The sequence below is a fragment of the Streptomyces sp. CA-251387 genome (assembly GCF_050936625.1).
In the GTDB taxonomy this organism is placed as follows: Bacteria; Actinomycetota; Actinomycetes; order Streptomycetales; family Streptomycetaceae; genus Streptomyces.
The window spans coordinates 3680171-3697059 of the sequence record NZ_JBNJMJ010000001.1; the positions used below are offsets into that span (position 1 = coordinate 3680171).

At 70.2% G+C, this 16889-nt stretch carries 18 protein-coding genes and 1 tRNA gene; 9 read left to right on the plus strand and 10 right to left on the minus strand.

From position 1 onward, the window contains the following. Positions 1–54 precede the first annotated feature (54 nt). Complete coding sequence (gene hppD / locus ACQEV2_RS16345; protein WP_433041137.1) at positions 55–1200, minus strand: 4-hydroxyphenylpyruvate dioxygenase; 1146 nt, start codon at positions 1198–1200, stop codon at positions 55–57. Between the two features lie 149 nt (positions 1201–1349). Between hppD and ACQEV2_RS16350 the strand changes: the two genes are divergently transcribed. The 7 genes from ACQEV2_RS16350 (at position 1350) to ACQEV2_RS16380 (ending at position 6470) form a co-directional block, all read left to right on the plus strand. Beyond that, positions 1350–1829: an Lrp/AsnC family transcriptional regulator gene (locus ACQEV2_RS16350; protein WP_433041140.1), complete on the plus strand. Its 480-nt coding sequence runs from the start codon at positions 1350–1352 to the stop codon at positions 1827–1829. 25 nt (positions 1830–1854) lie between these two features. Next, entirely contained in the window at positions 1855–2502 is a 648-nt protein-coding gene (locus ACQEV2_RS16355) for an ABC transporter permease (protein ID WP_433041143.1), read from the plus strand. Next, positions 2495–3754 (plus strand): betaine/proline/choline family ABC transporter ATP-binding protein, encoded by a 1260-nt coding sequence (locus ACQEV2_RS16360; protein WP_433041146.1) that lies wholly within the window; start codon positions 2495–2497, stop codon positions 3752–3754. The genes ACQEV2_RS16355 and ACQEV2_RS16360 overlap by 8 nt, the downstream gene beginning before the upstream one ends. Then, positions 3751–4599, plus strand: coding sequence for an ABC transporter permease (locus ACQEV2_RS16365; RefSeq protein ID WP_433041150.1), 849 nt, complete (start codon positions 3751–3753; stop codon positions 4597–4599). The genes ACQEV2_RS16360 and ACQEV2_RS16365 overlap by 4 nt, the downstream gene beginning before the upstream one ends. A gap of 119 nt (positions 4600–4718) precedes the next feature. Further along, positions 4719–5600 carry a glycine betaine ABC transporter substrate-binding protein gene (locus ACQEV2_RS16370; protein ID WP_433054488.1) on the plus strand — a complete coding sequence of 294 codons (882 nt, stop codon included), beginning with the start codon at positions 4719–4721 and terminating at the stop codon, positions 5598–5600. A 95-nt stretch (positions 5601–5695) separates the two neighbouring features. Then, the gene (locus ACQEV2_RS16375; RefSeq protein WP_433041153.1) at positions 5696–6274 is read left to right on the plus strand and encodes an ArsR/SmtB family transcription factor; all 579 of its coding nucleotides are present in this window, start codon (positions 5696–5698) and stop codon (positions 6272–6274) included. Between the two features lie 13 nt (positions 6275–6287). After that, on the plus strand, positions 6288–6470 hold the full coding sequence (locus ACQEV2_RS16380) for a hypothetical protein (RefSeq protein ID WP_433041156.1): 183 nt from the start codon (positions 6288–6290) through the stop codon (positions 6468–6470). A 10-nt stretch (positions 6471–6480) separates the two neighbouring features. Here ACQEV2_RS16380 and ACQEV2_RS16385 read toward each other — a convergent pair whose 3' ends face one another. From ACQEV2_RS16385 to ACQEV2_RS16420, 8 genes are all read right to left on the minus strand, one after another. Further along, positions 6481–7272 (minus strand): YlbL family protein, encoded by a 792-nt coding sequence (locus tag ACQEV2_RS16385; protein ID WP_433041159.1) that lies wholly within the window; start codon positions 7270–7272, stop codon positions 6481–6483. Between the two features lie 111 nt (positions 7273–7383). Next, positions 7384–8496 (minus strand): o-succinylbenzoate synthase, encoded by a 1113-nt coding sequence (menC, locus tag ACQEV2_RS16390; protein ID WP_433041162.1) that lies wholly within the window; start codon positions 8494–8496, stop codon positions 7384–7386. After that, on the minus strand, positions 8493–9272 hold the full coding sequence (locus tag ACQEV2_RS16395; RefSeq protein ID WP_433041165.1) for a chorismate synthase: 780 nt from the start codon (positions 9270–9272) through the stop codon (positions 8493–8495). The genes menC and ACQEV2_RS16395 overlap by 4 nt, the downstream gene beginning before the upstream one ends. Before the next feature lie 93 nt (positions 9273–9365). Beyond that, entirely contained in the window at positions 9366–10007 is a 642-nt protein-coding gene (locus ACQEV2_RS16400; RefSeq protein ID WP_398828234.1) for an IclR family transcriptional regulator, read from the minus strand. Positions 10008–10397: 390 nt separating this feature from the next. Then, on the minus strand, positions 10398–12191 hold the full coding sequence (locus tag ACQEV2_RS16405) for a DEAD/DEAH box helicase (RefSeq protein WP_433041169.1): 1794 nt from the start codon (positions 12189–12191) through the stop codon (positions 10398–10400). A 121-nt stretch (positions 12192–12312) separates the two neighbouring features. Beyond that, complete coding sequence (locus ACQEV2_RS16410) at positions 12313–12681, minus strand: type II toxin-antitoxin system death-on-curing family toxin (protein WP_433041172.1); 369 nt, start codon at positions 12679–12681, stop codon at positions 12313–12315. Then, on the minus strand, positions 12681–12878 hold the full coding sequence (locus ACQEV2_RS16415; RefSeq protein WP_124441851.1) for a hypothetical protein: 198 nt from the start codon (positions 12876–12878) through the stop codon (positions 12681–12683). The genes ACQEV2_RS16410 and ACQEV2_RS16415 overlap by 1 nt, the downstream gene beginning before the upstream one ends. Before the next feature lie 49 nt (positions 12879–12927). Continuing rightward, the gene (locus tag ACQEV2_RS16420) at positions 12928–14397 is read right to left on the minus strand and encodes an MFS transporter (protein ID WP_433041176.1); all 1470 of its coding nucleotides are present in this window, start codon (positions 14395–14397) and stop codon (positions 12928–12930) included. Between the two features lie 300 nt (positions 14398–14697). Here ACQEV2_RS16420 and ACQEV2_RS16425 point away from each other — a divergent pair. After that, a tRNA-Cys gene (locus ACQEV2_RS16425) sits at positions 14698–14772 on the plus strand. Positions 14773–14986: 214 nt separating this feature from the next. After that, positions 14987–16237, plus strand: coding sequence for an LPXTG cell wall anchor domain-containing protein (locus ACQEV2_RS16430; RefSeq protein ID WP_433041179.1), 1251 nt, complete (start codon positions 14987–14989; stop codon positions 16235–16237). Between the two features lie 119 nt (positions 16238–16356). On the opposite strand, the gene ACQEV2_RS16435 is transcribed toward ACQEV2_RS16430, so the two are convergent. Further along, positions 16357–16872, minus strand: a complete 516-nt coding sequence (locus ACQEV2_RS16435; protein WP_433041182.1) for a GNAT family N-acetyltransferase — start codon at positions 16870–16872, stop codon at positions 16357–16359. Positions 16873–16889 lie beyond the last annotated feature (17 nt).

The window sequence follows — 16889 nt, forward strand, 5'->3', positions numbered from 1 at the left end:
TGCATGTTCTACGAATTCACAGGCGTCCCACAGGCCTCAGGTCCCGTACGGGCCTCAGAGGTTGCCGCGCTTGGCCTGTTCCCGCTCGATCGCCTCGAACAGTGCCTTGAAGTTGCCCTTGCCGAAGCCCATCGAGCCGTGCCGCTCGATGAGTTCGAAGAAGACGGTCGGGCGGTCCTGGACCGGCTTGGTGAAGATCTGCAGCAGGTAGCCGTCCTCGTCGCGGTCGGCGAGGATCTTCAGCTCGCGCAGGGTCTCGACGGGGACGCGGGTGTCGCCGACCCATTCCCCGAGGGTGTCGTAGTACGAGTCCGGGGTGTCGAGGAACTGGACGCCGGCCGCGCGCATGGTGCGGACCGTGGCGACGATGTCGTTGGTGTTCAGCGCGATGTGCTGGACGCCCGCGCCGCCGTAGAACTCCAGGTACTCGTCGATCTGGGACTTCTTCTTGGCGATGGCGGGCTCGTTGATCGGGAACTTGACCTTGAGCGTGCCGTCGGCCACGACCTTCGACATCAGCGCGCTGTACTCGGTCGCGATGTCGTCGCCCACGAACTCCTTCATGTTCGTGAAGCCCATGACCTTGTTGTAGAAGCCGACCCATTCGTTCATGCGGCCGAGCTCCACGTTGCCGACGCAGTGGTCGATGGCCTGGAAGGTGCGCTGGGCGGGCGGCTCGACCATCGGCGCGGCGGCGACGTAGCCGGGGAGGTAGGGGCCCTCGTAGCCGGTGCGCTCGACGAGGGTGTGGCGGGTCTCGCCGTACGTCGCGATCGCGGCCAGGACGACCGTGCCGTGCTCGTCCTTCAGCTCGTACGGCTCGGCCACCGAGCGGGCGCCGTGTTCGAGGGCGTAGGCGTACGCGCGGCGCGCGTCCGGGACCTCGATGGCGAGGTCGATGACGCCGTCGCCGTGCTCGGCCACGTGCTGGGCGAGGAAGTGGCCCCAGGTGGTGGCGGGCTTGATGACCGAGGTGAGGACGAACCGGGCGGAGCCGTTCTCCAGGACGTAGCTCGTGGTCTCGCGGCTGCCGTTCTCCGGTCCGGAGTAGGCGACCAGCCGCATGCCGAAGGCGGTCGAGTAGTAGTGCGCCGCCTGCTTGGCGTTGCCCACGGCGAAGACGACCGCGTCCATTCCCTTGACCGGGAAGGGGTCGGCCTGCCGGGCGGTGTCGGGAGTGTGGTGTGTGGTCTGCGTCATAGCCGCAGCCTCACTCCGGTGGGGCAAGGTGCGCAATAGTTCGCTCGATCACTGGGCAATATGACCAGTGCAGTGCTCGTTTCTGCGGGCTCTCTGTACAGGATGACCACTCCGAGCGACAAGACAGCGATGAGACGAGGCGGGCTGCTGTGGCGATCGATCATCTTGACGGACGGATCATCGTGCTGCTGGCGCGGGAGCCGCGGATCGGGGTGCTGGAGATGTCCCGGCGGCTGGGGGTGGCCCGCGGGACCGTGCAGGCGCGGCTCGACCGGCTTCAGTCGAACGGAGTCATCCGCGGATTCGGTCCGCAGGTGGATCCGGCCGCGCTCGGGTATCCGGTCACCGCCTTCGCCACGCTGCAGATCCGGCAGGGGCAAGGGGCCGACGTCCGCGCCCACTTGGCGACCGTGCCGGAGGTGCTGGAGCTGCACACGACCACCGGGACCGGGGACATGCTGTGCCGCCTCGTGGCGCGCTCCAACGCCGATCTCCAGCGTGTGATCGACCGGGTTGTCGGTTTCGATGGGATCGTCCGGGCCTCCACCGCGATCGTGATGGAGAACCCCGTTCCGCTGCGGATCATCCCGCTCGTGGAGCAGGCGGCCCAGGACCGGGAGAGCAGCTAGCCACTACTTCGTGGGGTGAGCGCATGTGAGCTTCTGGGAGTACCTGGGCAACCGCCACCAGCAGCTGCTCACCGACGCCTTCCAGCACGCCAGCGCCGTCTTCCAGTGCATGGTCGTGGCGACCGTGCTCGGCGTGCTGATCGGTGTGGCCACCTATCAGAGCGGGTGGGCGGGCAACCTCGCCACCATGACCACCTCGACCATTCTGACCATTCCGGCGCTCGCCATGATCGGTCTGCTCATTCCGATCGTGGGGCTGGGCGTGGCGCCCACGGTGATCGCGCTGACGCTGTACGGGCTGCTGCCGATCGTGCGCAACGCGATCGTCGGCCTGCGCGGGGTCGATCCGGCGCTCGTGGACGCGGCCCGGGGCATCGGGATGTCCCGGCTCACCCGGCTGCTGAGGGTGGAGCTGCCGCTGGCCTGGCCGCCGGTGCTGACCGGGATCCGGGTCGCCACGCAGATGCTGATGGGCATCGCGGCGATCGCGGCGTACGCCTCCGGCCCCGGGCTCGGCAACGTGATCTTCCGCGGTCTCGCCTCGCTGGGCAGCGCGAACGCGCTCAACCAGGTGCTCGCGGGCACCCTCGGGATCATCGTCCTGGCGCTGCTGTTCGACGCCGCGTACGTCCTGATCGGACGGCTGACCATTCCCAGGGGGATCCGTGTCTGACCCCACCGGCACCACGGGCACGAACGCCACCACGGGCGCCACGATCGAGCTGGAGAACCTCAGCAAGCGGTACCCGGGCAATCCCAGCCCGGCCGTCGACAACGTCACCATGGAGATCAAGGCGGGTGAGACGGTCATCTTCGTCGGCCCGTCCGGATGCGGGAAGTCGACGACGCTCAAGATGATCAACAGGTTGATCGAGCCGACCGGCGGCCGCATCCGCATCAACGGCGAGGACGTCACCGACATCGACCCGGTGAAGCTGCGCCGCAAGGTCGGCTACGCCATCCAGTCCGCAGGCCTGTTCCCGCACATGACGGTCGCCCAGAACATCGGGCTCGTACCGAAGATGATCGGCTGGTCGAAGGGCCGGATCGGCAAGCGCGTCGAGGAGCTGCTCGACCTCGTCGGGCTCGACGCCGGTGAGTTCCACGGCCGCTACCCCCGGCAGCTGTCGGGCGGGCAGCAGCAACGGGTCGGCGTGGCGCGGGCGTTGGCGGCCGATCCGCCCGTCCTCCTGATGGACGAGCCGTTCGGTGCGGTCGACCCGATCACCCGTGATCACCTCCAGGACGAGTTGATCAGGCTGCAGCACGAGCTGCACAAGACGATCGTCTTCGTCACGCACGACTTCGACGAGGCGATCAAGCTCGGTGACCGGATCGCCGTATTGCGCGAACGGTCCCACATCGCTCAGTTCGACACCCCGGAGGCGATCCTCACCAACCCGGCCGACGACTTCGTCTCGGGGTTCGTCGGGGCCGGCGCGGCGCTGAAGCGGCTGAACCTGACCCGCGTACGGGATGTGGAGATCACCGACTATCCGACGGCGACCGTCGACGACCCGCTCCAGCAGATCTTCAACCGGCTGCGGGCGAGCGGCACGAACGAGGTCCTGCTGCTCGACAAGCGCGGGCGGCCGTACAAGTGGCTCCGGCGCGGCGACATGATGCGGGCCAAGGGTTCCCTGGCGCGGGCGGGCACGCTCGTCCACGACACGGTGACCAGGGACGCGACCCTGCGGGACGCGCTGGAGGCGGTACTGACGGACAACGCGGGCCGGGTGGCCGTGACCGGGCGGCGCGGCGAGTACACCGGGGTCGTCGACATGGAGACGCTGATGAACTCCGTGCACGAGCTGCTGGAGGCCGACCGGCTGGAGGCCATGGAGGCCCAGCACGACCTGGAGGTGGCCCGCGCCGCACAGACGCACGCCGAGCAGGAGGGCAACGGAGGGGAGAAGAAGGCGTGACCACTCCGGAGCTGGAGGAACGTGAAGAGGAGGAGCGGGAGGAGCGGGAGCGGGAGAGGGAGGAACGGGACCGGGAAGAGGCGGCGGCGCCGAAGCCACCGACTCCCCCGCGCCGAAGGATCACCTGGCAGAAGCTGACTTTCCTGCCCGCCTTCCTCGTCGCCGTGCTGCTCGCGACCTGGCTGTGGTTCCAGCAGGCCGACCTCGACGCGGTCTCCGAGAACGCGCTGTCGAACGGGCAGGTCTCCCAGGCCCTGTGGGAGCACATCGAACTCACGGTGATCTCCACCTTCTTCGTGCTGATCATCGCGATCCCGCTGGGGATCCTGCTCACCCGGCGGGCCTTCCGCAAAGCGACCCCGGTGGCCATGGCGATCGCCAACATGGGCCAGGCGACCCCCGCGATCGGCCTCCTCGCCCTGCTGGTGATCTGGCTGGGCATCGGCCGGAAGGCGGCCCTGATCGGCATGATCGCCTACGCCGTCCTGCCCGTGCTGTCCAACACCATCGCCGGCCTCAAGGCGAACGACCCGACCCTGCTGGAGGCGGCGCGCGGCATCGGCATGTCCCCGACGGGAGTGCTGACACGGGTGGAGCTGCCGCTGGCGGTCCCCCTCATCCTCGCCGGCATCCGCACGGCCCTGGTCCTGAACGTCGGTACGGCGACCCTGGCGGTCTTCGGCGGCGGCGGCGGGCTGGGCGTGCTGATCACGGCCGGCATCACCAATCAGCGGATGCCGGTGCTGGTGCTGGGCTCGATCCTCACGGTCGCCCTCGCCCTGCTGGTGGACTGGCTGGCCTCACTGGCCGAACTGCTGTTGCGGCCACGGGGGTTGGAGGCGTGAGGCGGCACGTGGGGCGACGCGCGGGGCGGCGTACGGCCCTGCCGACGGCGTCGGCGGTCTCGGCGGGGCTGCTGGTGGCGGCCTTGGTGTCCGGCTGCGGCCTGACGAGCGGCTCGCCCATGGTCGACGAGGTGCGGGCCGGCCTGATCGGGCGGGGCGAGCCGTTGAAGGGTGCCGAACTGACGGTGACGTCGAAGTCGTTCACCGAGCAGCTCATCCTCGGCGCGATCATGGGCATCGCCTTCGAGGCGGCCGGCGCGGAGGTGCTCGACCGCACCGGCATCCAGGGGTCCATCGGCAGCCGCGAGGCGGTGCGGAAGGGCGACGCGGACGCCGGGTACGAGTACACGGGCACCGCCTGGATCACGTACCTGGGCCGCAGCGAGCCCATCACCGACCCGCGCGAGCAGTGGGAGGCGGTGCGGGCGGCCGACGCGAAGAACGGGGTGACCTGGCTGGCGCCGTCCGCGCTGAACAACACCTACGCCCTGGCCATGAACCAGGACAACCACAAGAAGTACCGCACGAACACCCTGTCCGACGTCGCCGCGCTGGCGAAGTCCGACCCCGATGCCGTGACGCTGTGCGTGGAGGTCGAGTTCGCCAACCGGGCGGACGGGCTGCGGGGCATGCAGCAGGAGTACGGGATGAGCGTGCCCACGAAGAACATCACGCAGATGGACACCGGGATCATCTACACCCAGGCCGCGAAGGGAAGTTGCGCCTACGGCGAGGTCTTCACGACCGACGGCCGCATCAAGTCCATGAACCTCGTGGTCATGGACGACGACAAGAAGTTCTTCCCCAACTACAACGCCGCCCCGATGATCAACTCCAAGACCCTGCAGAAGTGGCCGGCCATCGCCGAGGTCCTCGACCCGATCACCAAGAAGCTGAACAACGCCGTGGCGCAGGACCTGAACGCGAAGGTGGATGTGGAGGGGGAGGATCCGCATCAGGTGGCGTTGGACTGGATGATGGCGGAGGGGTTTGTGAAGTAGGGGGACGGGAGGCGGGCTTCGGGAGACGGGGTTCGGGCGATGGGGTTCCAAAGAACCCGTTGCAAAGGACTCTTTGCATAGATACCTTTGTACGCATGGTCGAGGAACCGAAGCTCCATGAGCTCGACGCCCGCACGCTTCGCGGGCTGGCCCACCCCCTGCGGATGCAGCTGCTGTCCGCCCTCCGCCGCGGCGGACCTGCCACCGCCTCCCAACTCGCCGAGAAACTGGGCGAGTCGAGCGGCGCCACCAGCTATCACCTGCGGCAGCTCGCCGCGTACGGCTTCGTCGAGGACGCGCCGGAGCACGGCAAGGGGCGGGAGCGATGGTGGCGGGCGGCCCACCAGGGGGTGCGGTTCGACGAGTCACTGCTCCGGGACGCGGATCCGGCGGTACGGGGCGCGGCTTCCGTGTTCATGCACGAGGTCGCGAGCTACCACTCCCAGGAGCTCTCGACGTTCATCGGCACCCGGCACGAGTGGCCCGACGACTGGGTCAGCGCCTCGGACGTAAGTGATTTCACGCTCCGCCTCACGCCCGAGCTCGCGAGCGAACTCAACGAGAAGATCCACGACCTCATCAACAGCTACCGCGCCCAGGCCGCCCCCGAAGGCACCCCGGGGGCCGAGCAGGTCCGCCTCCACACGCACGTCTTCCCCATCAGCTCGGACTGAGAGGCCCCGCCCGATGCACCCCGAGACCCACCTCGCCCTGCACCACGCCCGCGCCGCCGAACTCCGCGCCCAGGCCGCCGCACACCGCCTCGCCGCCGGGGCCAGGCAGCCGTACGACATCCGTGCCCGCCTCGGCTGGACCCTCGTAGAAGTGGGACTGCGCCTCGCCACCCCGAGGCCGGTGTTGAACGCCTAGCGGCAAACCTCTAGCAGCTGGGGACGGAACCCTTCCCGGTCTCCAGCGCCTCCAACGCGTTCACCGCGCCCGTCAGCGTGGTCACCGGGATCAGGCGCAGGCCCTTCGGCAGTTCCGCCTTCGCGTCGGAGCACTCGTCCTTCGGGACCAGGAAGACCGTCGCCCCGTCCCGCTTGGCCGCCTGGGTCTTCAGGGACACTCCGCCGACCGCGCCGACCTTGCCGGCGGCGTCGATCGTGCCCGTGCCGGCGATGGTGCGGCCGCCGGTGAGGTCGCCGCCTTCGCCGTTGCCGTCGAGCTTGTCGATGATGCCCAGGGAGAACAGGAGACCGGCGCTGGGGCCGCCCACGTCCGCGAGCTTCAGGGTGACCTTGATGTCCTTGTCGGTCAGGTCCAGGTGGTTCAGCGCGGCCTCGGTCGCGGCGTCCTGGGACTCCTTCATCTGCTCGGTGTTGTACTGCTCGATCTCCCGGGAGCTCTTGCCGCTCGGATAGACCGAGTCGCGCGGCATGACCGCCTTGTCCGTGCGGAACCACGCGTCGATCACGTCGCCGAGCGTCACGTCCGTGTCCGGTGAGGTGGCCTCGATGGTCGTCATACGCAGCTCACCGCTGGTGTCACGGGTCGGCGCACCGGAGATCGTGATCACCGGGTCGCCCTTGTTCTCGCCCAGGACGTCCGCGGTCAGGCCGGGCTGCGCCAGCGAGAACGGCAGCGGCGCGAAGGCCGCCGTGGCGAGCAGGGCCACGACCGGCAGGGCGCAGACGGCGACGGCCCGGGGGCGCGTGAGACGAGAGAACACGGGATCAATCTAACGTGACGGCGAGTTCCGGCCAGGCGCAGGTCGGAGCTGCCCAGGGTGCCCCACCAAGGTCACGTACAGGTCTCGTCACAAGGTCGCCTACGGCTCTCGTTACGCGGCCGCGTACAGGTCTCGCCGTTCCTTGGTGAAGCGCCGCAGCGCCTCCGGCAGCGGCTCCACCCCGATCCCCGGCGACCGTGGCACCGGCAGATGGCCGTCCACCAGCACGAACGGCTCCGTGATGTCCTCGGCGAAGTAGCGGCTGGACGCCGAAGTATCCCCGGGGAGCGTGCAGCCGGGCAGGGCGGCCAGCGCCAGGTTGGGTGCGCGGCCGATGCCGGTCTCCAGCATGCCGCCGCACCACACCGGCACCCCGTGCGCGTACGCCACGTCATGCACCCGCCGCGCCTCCAGGTAGCCGCCGACCCGCGCGGGCTTCACATTCACGACCCGGCACGCGTCCATCGCGATCGCGGAAGCGGTGTCGCGGGCGTTGTGCAGGGACTCGTCCAGGCAGACGGGCGTCGCGAGGCGCTGCTGGAGGCGGGCGTGGGCGTACAGGTTGTTCTCCGCGAGCGGCTCCTCGATCAGCAGCAGCCCGAACTCGTCCAGCCGCCGCAGATGCTCGGCGTCCGCGAGCGTGTACGCCGTGTTGGCGTCGACCTGCAGCGGCAGCCCCGCCCCGAAGCGTCCACGCACGGCCCGCACGGGCTCCAGGTCCCAGCCGGGCTCGATCTTCAGCTTGATCCGGACGTAGCCCTCGGCGAGATATCCCTCGACGGCGTCCAGCAGTTCCCCGACGCTCTCCTTGATCCCGACCGACACCCCGGCCGGCACCCGCTCCCGCACCGCCCCGAGATACGTCGCCAGCGGCATCCCGTACGACCGCAGCTCCGCGTCGAGGACCGTCGTCTCCAGCGCCGCCTTCGCCAGCTCGTGCCCCTTGATCCTCTCCATCGCCGGGGCGAGGTGGGCCGTACCGAGCACAGGGAGCGCGGCGGCGCGCGGCAGCAGGAAGTCGCGCAGCACGATCTCCGCGCTGGCCACGAACTCCGAGCAGTACAGCGGCTCGGGGTCGCCCGCGAACTCCGACCAGCCCTCGGCCGTGTCCGTGACGACGTGCAGCAGGAAAGTGTCCTTCGTCGTCATCGTGCCGAAGGACGTACGGAAGGGGCTGACCAGCGGAATCGCCATGTGGACGATCTCGACGCGCTCCAGTTTCACGCGGCGGCCTCCCGGCGGGTGAGCGTGTACCAGCCGTCCCGGGACATCGACGTCGCCGTGAACCCGTCGGCGAAGGCCTTGGTGAACACCTCACGCACGGCCCGCCGCCAGCGCAGCGCGAGCGCCGGGTCGGCGACCCGCAGCGCGACCACGTCGTCCGGGACGCGACACCATATGTACCGGTCGTCGGGATCCCGGCGGGCGAGCGGCTCGCCGTCGGGGGCGGTGTGCGTGGTGGGGGCGGTGCGGCGGTCAGCGACCACGTCGCCCGGTTGGCCGTACGAGGGTGAAGGAGCCGTCAGGTTCCAAGTCACCGTCAGCCGGTCGCTCTCGTCGCCGTCGTTCACGCCGTCGGCCATGGGGCCGTAGAAGTCGACGATGTAGTCGGTCCCTTCGGCGCCCAGCTTGACCAGGTTGAAGCGGGCGTTCCGGCCGACCAGCGGATCGAAGGTCCAGCGCATGATCCGGGCGCCGTTCTCCAGGGCCCACTGCCGCTGAGCCTGCTTGATAGGGACGCCGAGCCCCCGGTCGGCGGCGGTGATGAGGGAGTACGTCTCTCTCGCCGTGGGCGGCCCGAACACCGCGACGGACGCCCCGACCAGCCGCGGCCCGTCGTACCCGGCGTGCACCGCGCCGCCCGCGTGGGCGAGGCTGTGCAGCGTCTCGGGCAGTAACGGCGGGGCACTGCGAGGCGTCCGCCATACGTCACTGAAGAAGTCGGCGACGGCCGCGAACCCGGCGACGTCATGGACGGTGCGGATGCTGAGTGAGGTCATGAGTCGAGTGTCGGAGGCGGTGACTGCCCTGCCTAGAGCGCAGGCAGGACGCCACCTCCGACCGGCCACCAACCGGCTTCCGACCGGACGCTCTCAGCGCAGCGCCTCCGCCACCTCCCGCGCCGCGTCCACGACCCGCGGGCCGACCCGCTCCGGCACCGCGTCGGCCAGCATCACCACACCCACGCTGCCCTCCACGCCCGTGACCCCCAGCAACGGCGCGGCCGCCCCGCTCGCTCCGGCCTCCAACTCCCCATGGGTCAGGGTGTATCCGGGCTCCCCGCTCGGCTGCTGCCGCGCCGCGAGTATCGCTCGCCCCGCGGCGCCCCGGTCCAGGGGATGCCGGAAACCGGCCCGATAGGCCACGTGATAGTCCGTCCACGTCGGCTCGACGACGGCGACGGCGAGCGCCTCCGTGCCGTCCACCAGCGTCAGATGAGCCGTCGCCCCGATGTCCTCGGCCAGCGAACGCAGCGCCGGCAGCGCGGCCTCGCGTACGAGCGGATGCACCTGCCGGCCCAGTCGCAGCACCCCGAGCCCGACCCGGGCACGGCCGCCCAGGTCACGGCGTACGAGTGCGTGCTGTTCGAGCGTGGCGAGCAGCCGGTACACGACGGTCCGGTTCACGCCCAGTTTGTGGGAAAGCTCGGTGACGGTCAGCCCGTGGTCCGTATCGGCCAGCAGCTTGAGGACACGCAGTCCTCGGTCGAGCGTCTGAGAGGTCTCCGCGGTCACGACGCCCACTCCTTAAGTGGTGAGGTCGGCAGCCCCCGCACGGCGGATGCGTGCACCGAGTCCCGTCGGTGACGCGCTTCAGAGGCCGCCGATCGGCCGGCGGCCCGGAATCCTTTCCGGACCGCGTCGCTTCACGGCTGCGCTCCGCGGCGGCGCTGCCACGGGGCGTGTGCGTAGCGGGACATTAGCGAAGCCGGTTCGCTGAGCGGAAGGCTCCGTCCAGAATCCGGGCAGTGGCCGGTACGGACCGCGCCCGTTTGCCCTGAAACGCACAGGGCGTGAAGCGCCCCTCAGGGGCGCGGGGAACTGCGCGACAAGCCCCCACCGGCCCGCGGCCGAAGCACGACGAGCACCCCCGTTCAAGGCACCGGCAAGGCACAGCGCCCAGCGTCACCGCATGCGGGTGGCCCACTCCTGCACTTTGGCGATCCGCTGCCGCAACTGCCCCGCCGTCGCCTCGGCACTCGGCGGTCCACCGCACACGCGCCGCAGCTCGGTGTGGATCACCCCGTGCGGTTTGCCGCTCTGATGGACATACGCGCTGACCATGGTGTTGAGCTGCTTGCGGAGCTCCATCATCTCCTTGTGGGTGACGACGGGCCGCCGCTCGGCAGGCAGTTCGAGGAGGTCGGCCTCGGAGTCCGGCTTCTTGCGGCTGTGCGCGATCTGCCGGGCCTGCCGCTTCTGCAGCAGCAGCTGGACCTGCTCGGGCTCCAGCAGCCCGGGGATCCCGAGGTAGTCCTGCTCCTCCTCGCTCCCCGGGTGGGCCTGCATGCCGAACTCGGCGCCGTCGTAGAGCACCCGGTCGAAGACGGCGTCGGACTCCAGCGCCTCGAACGGCAGCATGTCCTGCTCGCCGGTGTCCTCGTCCTGCTCCTTGTTCGCCTCCTCCATCTCCTTCTCGGATTCGGCGTACGGGTCCTCCTCGCCCTCCTTCTTCGGCTTGTCGAGGGCGTGGTCGCGCTCGACCTCCATCTCGTTGGCGAAGGTGAGCAGGTCGGGGATGGTCGGCAGGAAGACGGAGGCGGTCTCGCCGCGCCGCCGGGACCGTACGAAACGGCCGACGGCCTGGGCGAAGAAGAGGGGGGTCGAGATGGTGGTGGCGTACACCCCGACGGCGAGCCGCGGGACGTCCACGCCCTCCGACACCATCCGCACCGCGACCATCCACCGGTCGTGGTTGTTGCTGAACTCGTCGATGCGGTCGGACGCGCCGGCGTCGTCGGACAGGACGAGGGTCGCCTTGTTGCCGGTGATCTCGCGGATGAGCTTGGCGTAGGCGCGCGCGGAGTCCTGGTCGGAGGCGATGACGAGGGCGCCGGCGTCCGGGATGGCCTTCCTGACCTCGGTGAGCCGCTGGTCGGCGGCGCGCAGCACGCTGGGCATCCAGTCACCGCGGGGGTCCAGGGCGGTACGCCAGGCCTGGCTGACGGCGTCCTTGGTCATGGGCTCACCGAGCCGGGCGGCGATCTCGTCCCCCGCCTTCGTCCGCCAGCGCATGTTGCCGCTGTAGGAGAGGAAGATGACGGGCCGCACGACGCCGTCCGCGAGCGCGGACCCGTAGCCGTACGTGTAGTCGGCGGCGGACCGCCGGATGCCCGCGTTGTCCTCCTCGTACGTCACGAAGGGGATGGGGTTGGTGTCGGACCGGAAGGGCGTACCGGTGAGGGCGAGCCGCCGGGTGGCGGGCTCGAAGGCCTCGAGGCAGGCCTCGCCCCAGGACTTGGAGTCACCGGCGTGGTGGATCTCGTCGAGGATGACGAGCGTCTTGCGCTGCTCGACGCGGTTGCGGTGCAGCATGGGCCGCACGCCGACACCGGCGTAGGTGACGGCGACGCCCTGGTAGTCCTTACCGAGCGGGCCCGCGCTGTACTCCGGGTCCAGCTTGATACCTATCCGCCCGGCCGCCTCCGCCCACTGCTTCTTCAGGTGCTCGGTCGGCGCGACCACGGTCACCTGCTGCACGACATGGTGGTGCAGCAGCCAGGAGGCGAGAGTCAGGGCGAAGGTCGTCTTCCCGGCGCCGGGCGTGGCGACCGCGAGGAAGTCACGCGGCTGCTCCTGGATGTACTTCTCCATCGCCCCCTGCTGCCAGGCACGCAGCTTGCTGGCGGTGCCCCAGGGGGCGCGGCCGGGGAAGGCGGGGGAAAGGTGGTGGGAGGAGGAGGCGGCGGGGGTAGTCACGGTCTCCGTTGGGGGTCGGGCGGCTCGGCTGGGTATGACAACCGGGCCACCCTACCGGCGGTCCGTGGGTGTCAATGGGCGGACAAGGCCGGGTCGCCCGTGGGTGGGACCGAGGTCACAGTCAGCGCGCGAAGCGCGGCAACTGGGCCGCGATCTTGGGTACGTCCAAGGCGCCCTGGCAAACGTCGAGAACGAACCGCTCGGCCTCGTCCACGTCGAATTCCGCGTCCAGGGGATGGCCGTTCATGTGCAGGAAGACCCAGGTCGCGTACCAGGCGATGCGCTTGTTGCCGTCCACGAGGGCGTGGTTGCGGGCGAGGGACTCCATCAACGCGGCAGCCTTCTGCCATACGTCCGGATAGGCGTCCTGGCCGAACACGCTCGATTGCGGACGCGCCAGGGCCGAGTCCAGCAGCCCGTAGTCGCGCACCTCGTCCGCCCCCAGCCGCTGTGCGAGGTTCAGCAGCTCGGGCAGAGTGAGGTAGTGCATCAGGCGAGCCTCCGGTTCAGCTCGGCACTGGCCTTCAGCACGTGCTCGGCGGCCTCATTGAACAGCCGCGAGTGCTCGTTTATGGCGGCGATCACCGCGTCGTGCGCGAAGGCCTGCATGCTGCGCCCCTCAGCCGCCGCACGCTCACGCAGGGCGTCGAGCTCTTCGTCCGTAAACCGCAGGTTCAGTCCAGCCATGCTTCAACGGTACTACGTGGTACCACTCGGTGTCAGTGGGCGGCATCCATCAGCGGGCTCCGGCCGCGGGCGCCCGCAACCGCGTACTCACCCAGGCCCCCACCAACGCCACCCCCGCCATCGGCAGGAACACCGCCGCGAACGCCGCAGGATGCGACCCGGCACCGGCCGCCTCCGCCACCGTATGACTCACCGCGCCCCCGCCCAGCGCGGCGAACGCGGCGCCGCCCGCCGAGAGCAGGACGACGTTGGACAGAGCGTCGGAGATCTGGAGCGCGGCGGAGTTGGTGCCGGCCTCCTCGGGGGCGGAGAGGTGGAGCAGGAGCACGCTCGCGGAGGAGATCACCAGCCCCATCCCGAAGCACCCGAACGCCCAGGCCACGGCGACAGTCCAGGCGGGCACGGAGTCGATCAGCACACTCGGTGCGGCGGCGATCCCGGCGGCGACCAGCAGCATCCCGACGGTCATCAACCGCTCCCGACACGGCTCCGCCCGCGGCCGCGACTGCACCCAGGATCCCAGCGCCCACGTCACGCCGCCCGCCGCGAGCGAGAACCCGGCGAGCGTCGGCGACAGCCCCCGTTGGGTGACCAGCATCAGCGGCACGAAGGACTCGGCGGCGATGAACGACCCCGCCGCGACCCCGCGCAACAGCACCACGGACGGCAGCCCGCGCGCCGCCCGGTACGTGCCGCGCGGGAGCAGTCCGAGCACGGCCGGCACGAGGAGCGCGGCGCCGGCGACGCCGGGGACGAGGGAGAGCCAGCGCAGGTCCTGGGCGGCGTACTGGAGCAGACCCGCACCGAGGGAGATGCCGAGGGCCAGCCGGATGCGGCGCCGGTCGAAGGAGGCGCTGCCCGCGGAGCCGTCGACCGGCCCTGCCGCCCGGCGCCGTATCTGCGGCAGCGCGAGCGCGAGCGGGAACACGACGAGCACCGGAATCCCGACGAACACCCAGCGCCAGCCCAGATGCTCGGTCACCGCCCCGGAGGCCAGCGGCCCCACGATCGACGGCACGACCCAGCTCGCCGCGAACGCCGCCATGATCGCCGGCCGCAGCCGCTCGGGGTAGGCCCGCCCGACGACGACGTACAGCGCGACGATGACCAGTCCCCCGCCGAGCCCCTGCACGGCCCGCCCGAGAATGAACAGCCACATGACCCCGGCGGTCCCGGCGAGCAGCAGCCCGGCACCGAAGGCCGCGATCCCTGTCGTCAGCGCCCCCAACGGCCCCCGCCGGTCCGACCACTGCCCCGCGAGCACCATCCCGAACAGGCTGGTGGTGAAGTACCCCGAGAACGCGAACGCGTACAACGACACCCCGTCCAGCTCCCGCGCCGCCACCGGCATGGCCGTCCCGACGGCGGTGGCCTCGAAGGCGATGAGCAGCACGACGGAGACGATCCCGACACTGAGGGCCCGATAAGACCTGCTCAGCACGGTCTCCTCGGACTCGGGGACCGAGGAGACGTCGGAAGTCTTCGCGACGTCGGGGCGGCGCGGCTCGAGGGCAGTCATGGTCGCCAGCGTAAGGGCCACAACTGACATTGACCCCTGTCGGGAGACCGTCCCGCCCTGCGACCTTGGTCGTACGACCGCCGGCTTTCATGAACGGGGTGTGGCAGTCCCATTGCAGGGCGACCGATTCCCTTGAGCCCCTCACGACCCGGCCCATACGGTCAGATCACCGAACACGGCCGTGTGCCCGAGTGGTTCAGGGGCTCGCCTGCGCTGCATCCATCAGCGAGCTCCGCTCGCGGGGAGTTACGCGGGTTCGATTCCCACCACGATGGCGGGAACACGGCCAGCATCGGTAACGGCCGTGTGCCCGAGTGGTTCAGGGGCTCGCCTGCAAAGCGAGTTACGTGGGTTCGAATCCCGCCACGGCCTCCATACCGGCATTACGGCCGGCCACTGGCGGGTGGTCGGCCGGTCCGTTGCCCGAGTGGTTCAGGGGCTCGCCTGCGCGGTTCCCGTCCTTCGCTCCCCTCCTCACCGTCTCCTCACAAACGGCAGCACAACCCTGGGCGCCCTCCAGCTGTCCAGGACATGACCGGACGGAAAACCTCCGGCCGCCCTGCTTCCCGTCCCGACGAGGAGATCAACCGTGCGCCAGCACACGCGCCCGCACCTCCGCCCCTCCGCGGCCTTCGTGGCCGCTGCCGCGATCGCCGCCGCCGTTCCCGCGGTCGTCGCTCCCGCGGCGTATGCCGAGGAGGGCGAGCCTTCCCTGGTGATCTCGAATCTGCCGCGGACGTCTCCGAAGCCCGGCGACGTGTACGACGAGTCCGTCGTCATCACCAACAAGGGCACCGCGGCCGCGGACGGCGTCACCTTCCGGATCCGGCTGACCCGGGGGCTCGACTTCCCCGAGCCCGTCGAGGGCTGCACCTACTCGACCATCGAGAACGAGGTCAGGCAGGCGCTCTGCGAGCTCGACACCGTCATCGAGCCCGGCGCCTCCGTCGAGACGCCCGTGCGGTTCAAGGCGCTGCCCAAGGCGCTGATGGAGGCCGTCGAGTACGGCACCGGGCCCACCGGCGAAGCACCGGGCGAGGGGTTCGACGACAGCTACCGGCGTCTGGCGCTGACCGCGGACAGCTCGGCCGATCTCGTCGCGGTCGGCGAGTGGACCGAGGCGCTCGCTGGCAACAAGCAGTCGGTCACGGTGCAGCTCCGCAACGACGGCCCCGGCTGGATCCAGAACAACGACAGCGACGACCAGCCCGCGCTGATGGTGCAGATCCCGCCGGGCGCCTCCGCCGTGGAGGCCCCGAAGGAATGCGCGCCGTTCGGGATCGACGGCCCGTCCGGCCCCGGGGGAACGCCCGGCAAGTCCAAGTACGTCTGCTCCCCCGACGACCACACCATCGAGGTCGGCGAGTCGCTCGCGTACACCTTCATGCTGAAGATCGGCGCCGATGTGAAGGGCACCATCAAGGGCGAGGTGAAGGCGACCTCCGTCTACGACATCCACCCGGCGTTCGACAAGAACACCGCCAACGACAAGGACTGGCTCCGCATCGACATCCCCACCGACTACGAGGAGGGCCCCGCCACCTCCGGCGGATCCTCCACCGGCGGCGGCTCGGCGGACGGCGGCTCCACGACGGGCGGCGAAGGCAACGACCCCGCCGGCCAGTCCACCGGCGGCACCGGGGGCACGGGCAGCACCGGCGCCACGTCGTCCGGCACCTCGACCGGCGGCTCCACCAGCGGTTCCGTCGACGGCAACCTGGCCAGCACCGGCTCCGACGGCACCCCGCTCATCGCCGGTGCCGCAGCGGCCGCGGCAGCCCTCGGTGGCGTCCTGGTCATGGCCGTACGCCGTCGCCGCGCGGCCGCCCAGTCCTCCTGACGGCAGCGGCCTCTGGCGATCTCCTGATCTCCTGATCTCCTGATCTCCTGCGATCTCCTGACGGCATCCCCCCTGAGGCCAGCGGCCAGAGCACCCGGCCCGGCCTCAGGGACCCGCCCTCATCCGCGCGCGACGTGAGCCTGCAGCAGGCGCGGCGAGTTCTCGAAGCCCCGGCGGGCGTACGCCTGGATCGCCCGGGGCGAGGAGTGGACGGTGACCCGCTCCAGGCCGAGGTCCCTCGCCCTTGCCAGGGTCTCGGTGATCAGCCGGCCGCCGAGTCCCGCGTCACGCGCCTCCGGGACCACATACACGCACTGGAGGTCCCCGGACGCCCGGTGCAGCGCGTGCGGCGTCGGGACGCGGTGGACGACGGCCAGCCAGGCCATGCCGAGGAGCTGTCCGTCACCGCTGACGAGGACCATGCAGCTGTGCGAGGAAGCGTTCTGCTCGGCCCAGTCGACGAAGTGGCGCACGAAGGCGTCACGGTCGACGGCCGCCGGTGCGCTGCCGTTCTCAAGGATCCAATGCCAGCGCAGACCGGCGACGGCCGCTAACTCGCCGGGGTCGGCCGGGCGGATGGTGATCTCGTCCATACGGGCATTGATGTCACCCATGGGGGCATTGATGGCGTCCATGGGGGCATTGTGGATCT